12 protein-coding genes are annotated in these 14,442 nt (G+C 58.0%); 7 read left to right on the forward strand and 5 right to left on the reverse strand.

Features of this window, described 5'->3' with window-relative positions:
• The first annotated feature begins 16 nt into the window (after positions 1-16).
• Entirely contained in the window at positions 17-799 is a 783-nt protein-coding gene (locus tag NAC44_RS12335) for a carbohydrate ABC transporter permease (RefSeq protein WP_420839935.1), read from the forward strand.
• Positions 800-808: 9 nt separating this feature from the next.
• Here the strand turns inward: NAC44_RS12335 and NAC44_RS12340 are convergent, their stop codons facing one another.
• Positions 809-1,423: a GntR family transcriptional regulator gene (locus NAC44_RS12340; protein ID WP_250941161.1), complete on the reverse strand. Its 615-nt coding sequence runs from the start codon at positions 1,421-1,423 to the stop codon at positions 809-811.
• Positions 1,424-1,612: 189 nt separating this feature from the next.
• Here NAC44_RS12340 and NAC44_RS12345 point away from each other — a divergent pair, with 189 nt between their 5' ends.
• The 5 genes from NAC44_RS12345 (at position 1,613) to NAC44_RS12365 (ending at position 8,214) form a co-directional block, all read left to right on the forward strand.
• On the forward strand, positions 1,613-3,127 hold the full coding sequence (locus NAC44_RS12345) for an ABC transporter substrate-binding protein (protein ID WP_250941164.1): 1,515 nt from the start codon (positions 1,613-1,615) through the stop codon (positions 3,125-3,127).
• A 124-nt stretch (positions 3,128-3,251) separates the two neighbouring features.
• The gene (locus NAC44_RS12350; protein ID WP_250941166.1) at positions 3,252-4,169 is read left to right on the forward strand and encodes an ABC transporter permease; all 918 of its coding nucleotides are present in this window, start codon (positions 3,252-3,254) and stop codon (positions 4,167-4,169) included.
• 10 nt (positions 4,170-4,179) lie between these two features.
• Positions 4,180-5,067, forward strand: coding sequence for an ABC transporter permease (locus NAC44_RS12355; RefSeq protein ID WP_250941479.1), 888 nt, complete (start codon positions 4,180-4,182; stop codon positions 5,065-5,067).
• Positions 5,064-6,704 (forward strand): dipeptide ABC transporter ATP-binding protein, encoded by a 1,641-nt coding sequence (locus NAC44_RS12360; RefSeq protein ID WP_250941168.1) that lies wholly within the window; start codon positions 5,064-5,066, stop codon positions 6,702-6,704. Before NAC44_RS12355 ends, NAC44_RS12360 begins: the two co-directional genes overlap by 4 nt.
• 16 nt (positions 6,705-6,720) lie before the next feature.
• Positions 6,721-8,214 (forward strand): amidase, encoded by a 1,494-nt coding sequence (locus tag NAC44_RS12365; protein WP_250941170.1) that lies wholly within the window; start codon positions 6,721-6,723, stop codon positions 8,212-8,214.
• An 84-nt stretch (positions 8,215-8,298) separates the two neighbouring features.
• On the opposite strand, the gene NAC44_RS12370 is transcribed toward NAC44_RS12365, so the two are convergent.
• Positions 8,299-9,219 carry an alpha/beta hydrolase gene (locus NAC44_RS12370; protein WP_250941171.1) on the reverse strand — a complete coding sequence of 307 codons (921 nt, stop codon included), beginning with the start codon at positions 9,217-9,219 and terminating at the stop codon, positions 8,299-8,301.
• A gap of 178 nt (positions 9,220-9,397) precedes the next feature.
• Here NAC44_RS12370 and NAC44_RS12375 point away from each other — a divergent pair, with 178 nt between their 5' ends.
• Positions 9,398-11,590 carry a TonB-dependent siderophore receptor gene (locus NAC44_RS12375; protein WP_250941172.1) on the forward strand — a complete coding sequence of 731 codons (2,193 nt, stop codon included), beginning with the start codon at positions 9,398-9,400 and terminating at the stop codon, positions 11,588-11,590.
• Between the two features lie 144 nt (positions 11,591-11,734).
• Here NAC44_RS12375 and NAC44_RS12380 read toward each other — a convergent pair whose 3' ends face one another.
• The 3 genes from NAC44_RS12380 to NAC44_RS12390 form a co-directional block, all read right to left on the reverse strand.
• Positions 11,735-12,196, reverse strand: coding sequence for a GNAT family N-acetyltransferase (locus tag NAC44_RS12380; RefSeq protein ID WP_250941173.1), 462 nt, complete (start codon positions 12,194-12,196; stop codon positions 11,735-11,737).
• A gap of 45 nt (positions 12,197-12,241) precedes the next feature.
• Positions 12,242-12,838 (reverse strand): sigma-70 family RNA polymerase sigma factor, encoded by a 597-nt coding sequence (locus NAC44_RS12385; RefSeq protein WP_250941174.1) that lies wholly within the window; start codon positions 12,836-12,838, stop codon positions 12,242-12,244.
• 253 nt (positions 12,839-13,091) lie between these two features.
• The gene (locus tag NAC44_RS12390) at positions 13,092-14,411 is read right to left on the reverse strand and encodes a lysine N(6)-hydroxylase/L-ornithine N(5)-oxygenase family protein (RefSeq protein WP_250941175.1); all 1,320 of its coding nucleotides are present in this window, start codon (positions 14,409-14,411) and stop codon (positions 13,092-13,094) included.
• Between the last annotated feature and the right edge of the window lie 31 nt (positions 14,412-14,442).

The raw sequence follows: 14,442 nt of genomic DNA on the forward strand, positions 1-14,442 counted from the left end.
TTCCTTCCGGCTGGTCATGTGGGGCTTTGCCCTCATTACCGTGTTTCCCTTCGGCCTGCTGCTCCTGACCTCGATCAAAAGCAAGGAAGACCTGTTTCGCGGCGCTTTTGTCCTGCCGAAATATCCGCATTTTGAAAACTATGTCAGCGCCTGGGTGGACGGGCATTTCGGCATTTATTTCTGGAATTCGATCATCGTCGTCATTCCGGTCGTTGTCATCAGCGTCATCATCGGGCTGATGACCGGCTTTGCCTTCGCCTTCCTATCTTTTCCCTACAAGAAAGCCGTCTTTGCCGTGCTGACCATCGGCATGATGGTGCCGACGGAAGCCTTCATCATCCCGCTCTATTATGAGATGCGCTATCTGGGCCTGCTGAATTCCTATGGGGCGATGATCATTCCGCAGATTGCCATGTCGGTGCCTTTCGCCACCCTGTTCATGGCCAGCGCCATGGAACAGTTACCGCAGGAAATTCTCGAAGCGGCGGTGCTGGATGGGGCATCGCGCCCGCTGATCCTGCGCAGGGTGATGATCCCGCTGCTGAAACCGGCGATTTCGACGCTCTGCCTCTTCCTGTTCATCTGGACATGGAACGAGTTCCTGATCCCGCTCATCCTGGTCAATGACGATGTGTACCGCACCATGCCGCTCGGCATGCTGTTCTTCCAGGGCCGCTACACCGTCAACACGCCGGTGCTGACGGCAGGCGCTGTGCTGGTCATCCTGCCAATCATCGTCGTCTACCTGATTTTCCAGCGCAAATTCATCGAGGGCCTGACAGCGGGAGCGACCAAATAAAACAGGCCCTCACCCGCGAAACTGTCGGTAGGTGACGCTCTGAATGCGGATATGGTCGCGCATCCTGTTTTCAGCCTCCACGGCATTGTGGCTTTCAAGCGCCGCCAGAATCTGGCGGTGCTCCTCCATGGAATGTTCCAGCCGATCGGCAACAAACAGCTGCGCCTGGCGAAAGGGCCTGAGCCGCCTTTGCAGGCTGCGGGCCTCCTCCGCCAGAAAACCGTTTCCGGCCGCTCTATAGATAAGATCGTGAAAGCTGGCATTCTCGGCGTAATAGAGGTGGGAATCCTGCACTGCCAACGCCCGCTCGCATTTCAACGCCGTCTCGCGCAACAATAACAGCTCGGCACTGGTGATGCGGCTTGCCGCAAGCCGCGCGCACCAGGCTTCCAGCTCGGCCATGACCTCGAACATCTCCACCAGCCGGGTGAAATCCGGCTGCCGTACAAAGGTGCCGCGATTGGGCACGGCCCGGGCCAGTCCCGCGTTGGCCAGCATGCGCAAGGCCTCGCGCAGGGGCGTGCGCGAGACCCCGAATTCCTGGGAAAGCCGCACCTCATCAAGACGCTCGCCATCGGCAAAGCGCCCTTCGGCGACCATCGCCTCCAACCGTTCATAAATCATATCTGCAGTTGCAACAGGAAGCGAGTTCAAGTCATTATTCTCCGGTGGATCGAGAGCTTCATTCACTTTTATCGCCTAAGGAGCACTTTTTGCATTCAATCTCGATTTCTTTGTGTACAATCCTACAAAATTGCATAGACTATAATCAATGAAAAAAATCTGCATAATTAATATGCATAGGGGAACGCTATGAAACATGCTCTCGCCCTTGCGGCCATGCTCTTGCCTGCCTGCCTTTTTTCCACCGCCGCCCATGCTGGGAAAGCCGATGACACGCTCCACCTCGCCTTCACCAAGGAGCTTGAAAGTGTCGATCCCTATTTCAACACCGCACGCGAAGGCGTTATCCTCGGTTCCGCTGTCTGGGACGGTCTGCTGTACCGCGATCCCAAAACCGGTGCTTACGAAGGCAATCTTGCCACGTCGTGGAAATGGATCGACCCGACGACACTGGAGCTGAAGCTGCGCAAGGGCGTGAAATTTCACAATGGCGAACCCTTTACCGCCGACGATGTCGTCTTCACGTTCAACTACATCATCGATCCGTCCAACGGCAACAAATCGCTCACCAACAGCCAGTGGATCAAATCGGCCGAAAAGATCGACGATTACACCGTGCGCATTCACAGCAAGGGGCCTTTTCCGGCAGCGCTGGAATATCTCGCCGGTCCACTGATCATTGAACCGCATACCTATTTCAAAAAGGTCGGCCCTGAGGGCGTAGCCTTGAAGCCGATCGGCACCGGCCCTTATGAGGTGGTCAGCGTCGATCCGGGCAAGCATTTCGTTTTGAAGCGCAATCCCGATTATTTTGCCGCCGTCAAACCGAAGGCCACCATCGGCACTATCGATATCCGTACCGTACCCGATCCCAATACCCAGATGGCGGAACTGTTCAATGGCGATCTCGACATGGTCTGGGGCGTTCCTTCCGATCAGGCCGATAAAATGGCGGGTACCGGCAAGTTTCAGGTGATCAATGCGCCGACCATGCGCGTCGGCTATATCAGTCTCGATGCCATTGGGCGCACCGGGGCGAAAAACCCGATGACGGATCTGCGCGTTCGTCAGGCAATCAACATGGCCATTAACCGTCAGGGTATTGTCGATGCCTTGCTCAAGGGCTCTTCCCAGGTGATCAACAGCGCCTGCGCGCCGATCCAGTTCGGTTGTGAACAGCAGGTGAAAACCTATCCTTACGATCCGGACAAGGCCAAGGCGCTTCTGGCTGAGGCAGGCTATCCCAAGGGCTTTACCACCGAGCTTTACGCCTATCGCGACCGGCCGATCGCCGAAGCGATGATCGGCATGCTGGCCGATATCGGTATCACTGCCAAGCTGAATTACCTGCAATATTCAGCACTGCGTGAAAAACGCATCAAGGATGGCGTGCCCATGGCCTTCATGACCTGGGGCTCCAATTCCGTCGCCGATATTTCCGCCATCACCAGCGCTTTCTTCCGCGGCTCGGGCGAGGACGACGCTCGCGATCCAGCCGTTGAAGCACTTTTGGAAAAGGGTGACAATTCTGTCGATCCCGACGTCAGAAAAGACAATTACTCCAAAGCCCTGAAGATGATTGCCGACAAGGCCTACTGGGTGCCGCTCTGGACCTATGGCAGCAATTACATCATGGCCAAGGATGTTAAATTTGCTCCGACGCCGGATGAGCTGATCCGCTTCTACGACATCGGCTGGAAATAGGCGACGTCACTAAAGCGCCGTGCGGTTGTGACTGCATCAAGTGCCCTTCAGCCGATTGTGCTTCAGGGCGTGATGCAACAGCCGCCCGGCATCATCCGCCCTTCAGCTTTGTAAAGAGGAACGCATGGCAAGGTTCCTGTTCAGAAAACTGCTTCTGGCACTCGCCGTCGCCCTGACGGTCTCCTTCATCAGTTTCCTGCTGCTCTATATGGCCGGTGATCCGGCGATTTCGATTGCCGGAGAAAGCGCCAGCGCCGATGTGATCGCCGCTGTGCGCCATCAATACGGTTTCGACCGGCCAATGCTGGTGCAATATGGCGAATGGCTCTTTCATGCGCTGAGAGGCGATTTCGGCACGAGCTATTATTTCAAGATGCCGGTTTCGGCGCTTGTAGCGGAACGGCTGCCGGTCACGTTGACGGTCGGCGCGCTCGGCATGAGCTTTGCGCTGCTGCTGGCCATTCCGATGGGCGTTCTGGCTGCAGCCTTTCCCAACAGCTTTATCGACCGGCTGGCACTCACGGTGGCGGTGATGGGACAGGCGATCCCGAGCTTCTGGTTCGGACTGCTGCTGATCGTGTTTTTTTCCGTGCATCTCGGCTGGGTTCCGGCTTCGGGCACGCGCGACTGGACCGGCTATATCCTGCCGACCATCGTGCTTGGCTATTACGCCACGCCAGCCATCATGCGGCTGACGCGCGCCGGTATGCTGGACGTGCTGTCTTCCGACTATATCCGCACGGCCCGCGCCAAGGGTTTGAACGGTGGCCTCATCCTGTTCAAACATGCGCTGCGCAATGCCATCATTCCTGTCGTCAGCCTGGCGGCAGTGCAACTCGGCTTCATGTTCGGTGGCTCGGTCGTGGTCGAAACGGTGTTTGCCCTGCATGGCGCCGGGTTTCTTGCCTGGGAATCGATCTCGCGCAACGATCTGCCGACCATCCAGGCGCTGATTCTGATTTTTTCGATGTTCTATATCCTCGCCACCTTTCTCGCCGACATTCTCAATGCATGGCTCGATCCGCGCCTGAGGACTGCCTGACATGACGGACATGACCGCCTCCCTCACCGCCACCGCCCGCCCAAGACCCGCTCTCGTGCTGTTGAAACGAGCGCTTCGTCATCCCGGCTTCATGATCGGCTTTACTATTGTCGTGCTGATCGCGCTTATCGGCATCTTTGCGCCGCTGCTTGCCCCTCACGACCCCTACAAGCAGGATCTTCTCGCCCGCATGGCGCGCCCTGTCTTTCTCGGCGGCAAATGGAACCATATTCTCGGCACCGACACGCTGGGACGCGACTATCTCTCCCGGCTGATCTATGGCGCACGGGTCTCTATGACCATCGGCGTCGTTGCCGCGCTGATTTCGGCGGTGATCGGCACGGTGCTGGGCGTTCTCGGTGGCTATTTCGGTGGCAAGGTCGATGCCGCGGTGATGTTCATTCTCTCTGTGCGGCTGGCGCTGCCCGCCACGCTGGTGGCGCTGGCGGTGGTGGCGCTGTTCGGCGGCTCGCTCACCGTCGTCATCCTCGTGCTCGGCTTCCTGCTCTGGGACCGGTTCGCCGTGGTGATGCGGACAACGACCATGCAGATCAAGCAGATGGATTATATCGCCGCCGCCGATGTGCTGGGCGCCAGCACGCTGCGCATTCTCTTCAAGGACATCGCGCCGAATATCATGAACGCGCTGATCGTGGTGATGACACTGGAAATGGCCCATGCGATCATTCTCGAAGCCGCCCTCTCCTTTCTCGGCCTTGGCGTGCAGCCGCCGACCCCGTCCTGGGGCCTGATGATTTCCGAAGGCAAGGACATGCTGCTGTTTGAAAGCTGGCTGATCGCCATTCCCGGCAGTGCCCTTTTCATTCTCTTGCTGGCCATCAACATGCTCGGCGACGGCATTCGCGACATCACCACGCCGGAAGGGAGAAACGGATGAGCCTCTCTGCGGATAACCCGGTTCTTTCGATCAGAAACCTCACCATCGACCTGCCGCAAGGCGGAGACCGACCGCACGCGGTCAGCAATCTGTCGCTCACCATTCGTGAGAAGGAAATCCTCTGCATCGTCGGCGAATCCGGCTCCGGCAAATCGATCACCTCCTTCGCCACCATGGGGCTTCTGCCGAAGGTGCTCAAACCTTCATCGGGCGAAATCCTGTTCGACGGACAGGACGTGTTGAAACTGCCCCGCCAGGATCACGCCGCCCTTCGCGGACGGCGCATGGGCATGGTGTTTCAGGAGCCGATGACGGCGCTCAACCCCTGCTATACGGTCGGTGAACAGATCGCGGAAATTTTCCGCGCCCATACGGCGCTGTCGCGGGCCGAGCAGCGCGCCCGCACGCTTGCGCTCATGGACGAAGTCCGCCTGCCGGAGCCGGAACGACTCTATCACGCCTTTCCCCATCAACTCTCCGGCGGCCAGCGCCAGCGCATCGTCATCGCCATGGCGCTTGCCATGGAGCCGCGCCTGCTGATTGCCGATGAGCCGACCACGGCGCTGGATGTGACGACCCAGATGCAGATCCTCGACATGTTCAAGGCGCTGAAGGAAAGCCGCAAAGCCGGCATTCTCTTCGTCACCCATGATTTCGACGTGGTGGCGGAAATCGCCGACCGGGTTCTGGTCATGCAGAAAGGCGTCGTCGTCGAGGAGGGCACGGCGGACGAGGTTCTGAACCGGCCCCGCCATCCCTATACCCGACGTCTGATCGATGCGGTACCACGCCGCCATGCAACCAAGGGCGCGCCTCAGACTGACCGCCCGATCGGTCTGCGGGTGGCCGGCATTGAAAAAACCTTCCGCTCACCGGCCAGCCTGTTCAAACCGGCCCGCACGGTTCAGGCTGTCCGCCCAATGGATTTCACCGTGCTGGAGGGGCAGACACTCGGCATTGTCGGGGAATCGGGTTCGGGCAAATCGACGCTGGTGCGCTGCCTGATGGGTCTTGTCGAACCGGATGAGGGCTCGATCTGGCTTGGCAATCAGCGGCTGGAAACCGGCACGGCCCAAAGCCGCCGCGCGTTTCGAAAACACATCCAGATCGTGTTTCAGGACCCTTACGGTTCGCTCAATCCGCGCCGCCGCATCGGCGATCTGTTGATCGAAGGTCCGCTGAATTTCGGCGTTGCGAAGGCAGAAGCGCTCAAGAAAGCGCGGGAACTGCTGAAAATCGTCCGGCTGGAAGAGGATGCGCTGGAGCGATTTCCGGCGCAATTTTCCGGCGGCCAGCGCCAGCGCATCTCGATTGCCCGCGCGCTGATGGTCGAGCCGAAAATCCTGATTGCCGATGAAGCGGTCTCTGCGCTCGACGTCTCGGTGCAGAAGGATGTGCTCAAGCTGCTCACCGATATCAAGCAGGAGGTCGGGCTGACGATGATCTTCATCACCCACGATCTGCGTGTTGCCGCCGAAATCTCCGATCATCTTCTGGTGATGCAAAAAGGCGAGGCAGTGGAATATGGTACGGTTGATTCGGTTTTCGGCAATCCTCAGCGCGATTATACACGGCAACTGCTCGCAGCCATGCCCGGCAGAGGTTGGGAAGCACCAGACCTTGCCGCTTTGACCTGACAAAAAGGCACATCCCATGACCCATCCCGCCGATCTGACTGCAACCGATGCCGTTCGCCTGATTGCCGAGAGGAAGCTCTCGCCCGTCGAACTGGCGCAGGCCGCAATCGAGCGGGTCGAAAGCCTCAATCCGGCGATCAATGCCGTGGTGGCCAAGGACTTCGACGCCGTGATGCAGCAGGCAAAAGAGGCCGAGGACAAGGTGATGCGAGATGAACCGCTCGGTCTGCTGCATGGGCTGCCCTTCGGCGTCAAGGACATGATCGACGTCATCGGCCTGCCAACCACCTTCGGATCGGAAATCTTTCGCGACAATATTGCCGTCAAGGATGACGCCATCGTCGCTGCCATGCGGACCGAAGGTGCGATCCCGCTCGGCAAGACCAACAATCCGGACTGGAGTGCGGGCGGCAACACGATCAACAAGGTCTATGGCGCCACCGGCAATCCGCATGATCCGCAAAAAAGTGCGGCCGGCTCCTCCGGCGGCTCTGCCGCGCTGCTTGCCGCCCGCATGGCGCCGCTGGCCACCGGTTCCGACACCGGTGGCAGCCTGCGCAATCCCGCCGCCTTTTGCGGTGTGGTCGGCTTTCGCCCCTCTCCCGGCGTGGTTCCCGGCGATACCCGTGCTCTCGGACTGCTGCCGATTTCCACCAGCGGCCCGATGGCCCGCACGGTGGCCGATACCGGGCTGATGCTTTCCGTTCTGGCCAGAGCCGACCGCATGGACCCCTATACGATGGTTCTTGACGGCAGGACACCGTGGCAGGCGGAAGATTTCCGGGCGCTGCCCCGGCTCAACTGCAAAAAATTCCGCTTCGCCGTCACTGAGGATTTCGGTTTCGCCCCGACGGAAAGCGTGGTGCGCGAAGCCTTTCAGAAGGTCATCGCCCGTCTGGCCCCCGAGCTTGGAGAGACAGAGGCGATCCATCCCGATTGCTCCGGCGCGGACCGGATCTTTTCCGTGCTGCGCGGCATTGCCTTCATAGGCCATCAAAAATATCTCGACATGGCCGCAGACAAGGTCGGGCCGAATGTCACCGTCAATGTTGCCGAGGGCTTAAGCTTTTCCGCCCGCGATATTTATGAGGCGATGAGCGCCCAGACCGTCTATTACCGCAACTGGCAGAGATTTTACGACGATTGGGATTTCATTCTCTGCCCGGCAGTGACCATCAGCCCACGCGACTGGCGCGAGCTTTACCCGACCGAGATCGATGGCCAGCCGACAAAAAGCTATTATCACTGGCTGGCCATGGCCTATGCCTCGACGCTCTCCGGCCATCCCTCGATCACCATTCCGGTTGGCCGCGATGCGCTCGGCATGCCCTTCGGCCTGCAGATTATCGGTCGCCGCCATGACGATCTCGGCGTTCTGGCCATCGCCGCCGATCTGGAAGCCATGCTCAAAGACGATCCGGTCTTTAGCGTTCCGTCCGTCGATCTCGCCGGTCTTACCGAAGCGCCGCCCATTGCAGCACGCCCCGGCTTCATGCCGGACTGGTCATAGGAGGAGTCATTAAAAATGGCTCTTCCTATGCCATTTTCGAATATCTCAAGCACTCGGATAGCATTTGAGATCTTCTAAATTTTTTCAAGACGAGGATGCGTCAAAATCTTCGCGCCTTGGTATCAGGCGGCGAAAGGCGATCTGCACGGCGCGATTGACGGCAACCGGCAGGACGGACATGTGGTTTTCTCCGGCAAATTCTTCAAACACCACCCGGTCTTTCAGCGCCATGACGCCATTCAGCCGCTCTGCCATGTCGCGGGCCATGCCGACGGTGCGGATCTTGCGGGCATTTTCCAGCCGTTTTTCCTCCTCCGCTGTCCCCTTATGAAAGGGGGCGATGCGGTCGCCTTCATATTCTCCGGCAGACAGATGCAGTTCGATGGGTGAGGTGACGCCGCGTGCCAGAAAACGCTGTTCCTCATCGAGGATTTCGGCATTTTCCCAATAGATCGCCGGGCTTGCCGAAACATAGCGCTGGAACCGCTCCGGTCCGGCAAACAAAGCATGCAGCGTGAACAGCCCGCCGAAGGAATGGCCGAACAAGGTCTGGCGTGCGGGATCGATGCGGACGAGACCGGCAAGCCAGGGCTTTAGCTGCGCTTCGATAAAATCCAGAAATTCATTGGCGCCACCGGTCATCACCTCCGGCCCCCCGGCAAAAAACGGCGGATGTGCCCTCACCGGCGGCGGGCTCAAATCCCAGGAGCGGCGGAAGGGGTCATAGGGCTCGTCGGTCGGATAGCCGATGGCCACCACCACGCCATCCTCGACATCGGTGCCTTGGGGATAGCTCGCCTGCACCTGCATCGCATCAACCGCTGTCAAAAAACAGGCATTGCCATCGGTGAGATAGAGCACCGGCCAGCCGGTTTCCGGCGCGGCCTTTCTCGGCAAATGGACAAAAATGCGATAGATCCGGCTCTCCGCACCGTCGTGAAGATCATGATAAAAGCAATCGGCCTTGATGAAAGGGTGAAGCTGGTCGTCATTTTTGCCGTCCATATTCCGGTTTCCCATACGCGATGTCCACTGATCGAATGCTTATGAACCGGGCACTGCGGCTCTGGCAATGGCTGCACACAATAAATATTGAGAAAAATACTCATGTATTGTTGACGAAGATGAGTTTTGGAGTCTAGTTTTCGCCATCTTTTAAACATCAGGGGTGGCTTGGCCAGACATGAAGACGGGACCTAAAAACCGGCAAGCGCGATTTGAGCACGCAAAATCAGGTTTCATTTACGCAAGCACGGCGCTTGCCGTGATTTTATCCATGGGCGTATCGGCCCGCGCTGACGAGACAAAAACGGCGGCAAACGGCAACGGATCGGCAACGGAACTGACCACCATCGAGGTCAATTCCAAGGCCTCCGGCACAGCCAGCGCCGACAACACGAAAATCACCGCCAAGGATGCCTCCAGCGCCACGAAAACCGACACGCCGCTGATCAAGACCGCCCGTTCTGTTTCCGTCATCACCAAGAAAGAACTCGAAGAGCGTGGTGCGCAGGACATTATCGAAGCCGTGCGCTATACAGCGGGCGTGCAGACTGGGCCCTATGGTTTCGATCCCCGTTTCGACCAGATCATCATCCGCGGCAATGACATCACCACCACCGGCGATTATCGCGACGGTTTGTGGCAGCCCTATATGAATTACGGCACCTTCCGCACCGATCCTTACGCGCTTGATCGGGTCGAAGTGGTCAAGGGGCCGGTTTCGGTGCTTTACGGCGCGGGCGATCCGGGCGGCATCATCAACAAGACCTCGAAACTGCCGACGGAAGAAAGCATTCACGAGGTCGGTTTCCTCTGGGGCACCACCAATCGCCGTCAGACCATGTTCGATTTCGGTGGACCGATCAGCAAGGACAATGACAATGTGCTCTACCGGCTGGTTGGCGTGTTCCGCAAAGGCGACACCAATTTCGATATTGCCGATGACCGCTATCTGATCCAGCCCGCCATCACCATCAAGCGGGATGAGACAACCAAGCTCACCCTGTTTGCCAATGCCCAGTATGACGAGACCGACGCCAATGTCGGCGCGCTGACCGGCCCGGATGGCAATGTCTACGATCTGCGCGACAGTGATCCGCGTTATGATTATCAGAAAATCCGCCAGCAGCAGATCGGCTACAAGTTCGAACATGAATTCGATGGCGGCCTGACCTTCCGCCAGACGCTGCGCTATTCGCATATGGATCTGCGCTCGCGCTATCTCCAAACCGATTCCTGGACCGGCGATATTGCCAACCGCCACGCCTATTCGATCCGCGATGCCATGAGCGTGTTCCAGATCGATAACCAGCTGGAGGCGAAATTCGACACCGGCCCGGCTTCTCATACGGCGCTGTTCGGTGTCGATTACACCAATGTCATATCCTCATTCGGCTATGGTGCCGATTACTCAACCGATTATACGCTCAACCTGAATGATCCCGTCTACGGTGTTACTGGCACGACGCCGCCCTATAATTACAGCACCACAGACAACAATCTGCATGAGCTTGGCGTCTACGGTCTCGATCAGGTGGAATGGGGCCGGTGGAATCTGAGCTTTGGCGGACGCGAAACCTGGGTCAACCAGAAGAGCAGCACCACGCTGGTCTCCGATGGCACCACCACCAATGACGATCTCAGCAAGCACGCCTTTTCCAGCCAGGTCGGCCTGCTCTATCTCTTCGACAACGGCATTGCGCCGTTTGTCAGCTATGCGACCTCGTTCCAGCCGGTCACCAACCGTTCGGCTTCGGGTGCCATTCTCGACCCCTCCAAGGGAACCCAATATGAGGCAGGCATAAAATATCAGCCGCCCGGCACCAGCATTCTGTTGACCGCCACCGCCTATCATCTGGTCGAGAGCAACAAGCCGGTTCTGGTCGACCCGCTGACGCTGGTTTACGACTCGCTCGGCGAGGTGACCAACAAGGGCATCGAACTGGAAGCAAAAGCCACGATTGCCGACGGTCTCGATGTGATTGCCAGCTATACCTATAATCATTCGGAAATCACCGGCGGCGACAATGTCGGCAACCAGCCGGCCGTGACCCCGGCACAAATGGCCAGCCTCTGGACAAATTACACCTTCCAGGAAGGCAGCGTCGCCCATGGCCTGAGCATTGGCGGCGGGCTGCGCTTCAGCGGCTCGAACTTCACCGACACCGACAACACCGCGAAAAACCCGTCCAGCTTCTATGTCGATGCCGGAATTTCCTATGATTTCGGCGCCATCAACCAGAAATACAAGGGCCTGACCGCCGCCTTTGACGTGCGCAACATCGCCAACCGCAGAAACACCATCTGCAACAGCGGCTATTGCTACCTCGGCCAAGGGCGCAACATGACAGCATCACTCAAATATCGCTGGTAAAAACCAGCGGGCAAAAAGCCCCGGAAACCGGAAGGTTTTCGGGGCTTTCCCGTACAGCTTCGTGCGTTTTATTACACTACGATGTGTAGATTTTGTTTTGCATCGGATTGTTGCAAGACCCGGTTCCCGCTGTCCGGTCCGAGCCTACAAGAGCTTGACGAAATACTGGCAGGGATAATCTTCGTCCCAAAGCGTGGTGAAAATTTCGGCCCGCAAAAACCCGTTTCTGTCGTAAAATGCCCGCGTCTCGGCAAAATGCGGCTCATCTTGGCCGCGCTCGGCGAGTGTCTTGACCGTCAGCAAGCGATAACCCAAGGCCGCCGCAAATTGCTCCGCCTGTTTCAGAAGCAGTCTGCCGACGCCTTTTCCACGGGTGTTTTGCCGCGCTGCAATCAGGAAAACTTCCATGGCATGCGGCGGATGCGGTTTCAAAGATACGAAACCGACAAGGCCCGTTTCATCCCGACAGCCGAACATCGGCAGATCGTCTGCCTCCTGCGCACAGGCCTCAATCACCTCGGGAAGGGTGAACCAATCGGTCAACTCTCCCAGTATGTCGCGGCAAAGCGCGGCTTTATCCTGCCGGACGTCGACAATATCAAACATGATCTCACTCTGAAACAAGAGAAACAGGCCCCGGGCCGGTACCATTCAATTGCGCAGGATTTTCCGGCAAAGCGGCGCATCCGCGCGGCAGGGGCCGCGTTTTCCTGTCTGATCCGGGATATCCGACGACAAGGCGGCAAGGCAGCGCGAATGGGCATCGCGGATCAGACCGCAGACCAGCGCACAGGACACGCCAGCCTGACGGGCCAGCACATTTTGCGGCACACCTTCAAAGTAATGTTTTTCATAAAAATTCCGCGTCCGCTCCGGCATGGCCTCCATGGCGCAGCGAAAGGCGCGGTAGCCCTGCTCCTCGCGCATATGATCCTCCGGGCTACCATAGCCGAAAGCGCAGCAGCCTGCCTCTTCGGCAACGAAGAGCGAACGTTCATAGCGTAAACGCCGCACCCGATCGGTCGCCAGATTGCGCACCATCCGCAGGATGTAAGGTGTAAGCTGGCCAATCTCATCAGAGAGCGGTTTGGCGGTCAGCGACAGCAGAACCTCTTGCACCACATCCTCGGCCTCGGACTGGCTGCCGGTGATCCGCCGCGCCACAGCGATGAGTTTCGGATAGGCCTGAAGCGCAGCATGGAGCGGCTGGTTGACCGTCTCCCGGGAAGACACAGCGATCATGGACATGCCTCATTACTCTTTTTAGGTGTGCACACCCTAAAAATCATGATTATTAAAGTCAAGATAAAAACCGTAAAATTCACGTCTCCAGAAACCGGATCACCATGTTTAATTTATTGATTTAGCTAGATTTAAACACAGGAACCCCGCCATGTTGCGTTAAGCTAACATGCCAGGGTCTGATGTTGTCATCTGCTATTCAGTCACTATCGTGACAATACGACCACGAAAATCAATCTAAGATTGCATATCGTTTGCCTTATTCGGCAGCTTCTCCATAGGGTGTTGCAAAGCCCATCGCCGGAAGCGTTTCGTTCCAAAGGATGACCGGATCGAGCTGGTCGAGATCGAAAAAATTGCTTCCAATAACCGCATTGGCAATGACGGCGCTGCGCCATGCCGCAAGGCTCAATTGCGGTTCGGCAATACCGTGGCTATGGCGTCCCGCATTGAGCAGGAAGATGCGGTTTTCGCACGGTCCGTCCCATTCCAGCGAGAAATCCTTCCTGAGAACCGGTTCCTGAAGCGAATTGAAGGCGATACGCTCTTTGAGCGGCGCCAGGAAATCCGGCATGACATAGCGATAACCGGTCGCCAGCACGATCAGATCGGCATCGACGGTTTCACTGCTTCGGTCAAAGCCATTGCGCATGGTCAACTGAACGCTTGCGCCATTGCGCTCCAGCCCCACGACATCACGGAAAGGCCGCAAGGTCAGCGGATTGTCCGCGCCCGCCTCAGCCGCCACCCGCAATTCATAAAAGCGGCGATAGAGTTTTTTCAGCGTCGAGGCCGAGACCCCGTCACTCGCCAGCAATTGCCGTTTGGTGTGGAGAAGGCGCAGCTCTTCCGGCAGTTCGTGGAACCGGTCCATGTAACCGGGCGTGAACAGTTCATTGGTAAAGGGCGTCGCATCAAGCGGCTCGAAATTCGGACGGCGGCTGATCCATTCCACCTTGTCCACCGTGCCAAGATCAAGCAGCGCATCGACGATTTCCGCCCCGCTCTGGCCGCCACCAATCACCGCCACACGCCGCGCCTTGACCGATCCGAGGCGATGGGCCGCTTCACTGCTGTGAAAGGCAAGGCTCTTCGGCAGGGCCAGCGCCCAGTCCGGCACAGATGCCCCTTTGCCGACGCCAACGGAGAGATTGCGGGCGCAAGACCTGCCCTTGCTGGTCATCACGGAAAACAGACGATCTTTTGCTTCCACCGTCTCGACCCCGACACCGAAGCTGAGGGAGGAAAGGCCGCGGGCAACCCAACCGAGATAATCGGCGAACTCCCGCCGCGGCACCGCTTCATATTCAGCATTGATGAACTGATAGAAGCGCTTGTGGCGCACCAGATAGGCAATGAAGCTCCAGGGGCTGGTCGGATTGGTGGCGGTCACCAGATCTTTCAGGATCGAGGTCTGCATCTCAACGCCCGGCAACATCATGCCTGGATGCCAGTCGAAGGCGGGACGGCGGTCGAAAAACCGCACCGAGACCGCCGGCACCGCATCGAATTGCGCAGCGAGGCTGAGATTGAACGGGCCGATACCGGCGCCGATGAGATCGAAAACATCGTCAGTCATGAGATCACTCCGGAATATGTCCTGGAAAAGC

Source organism: Allorhizobium sonneratiae (assembly GCF_023700755.1).
GTDB classification, from domain to species: Bacteria; Pseudomonadota; Alphaproteobacteria; order Rhizobiales; family Rhizobiaceae; genus Allorhizobium; species Allorhizobium sonneratiae.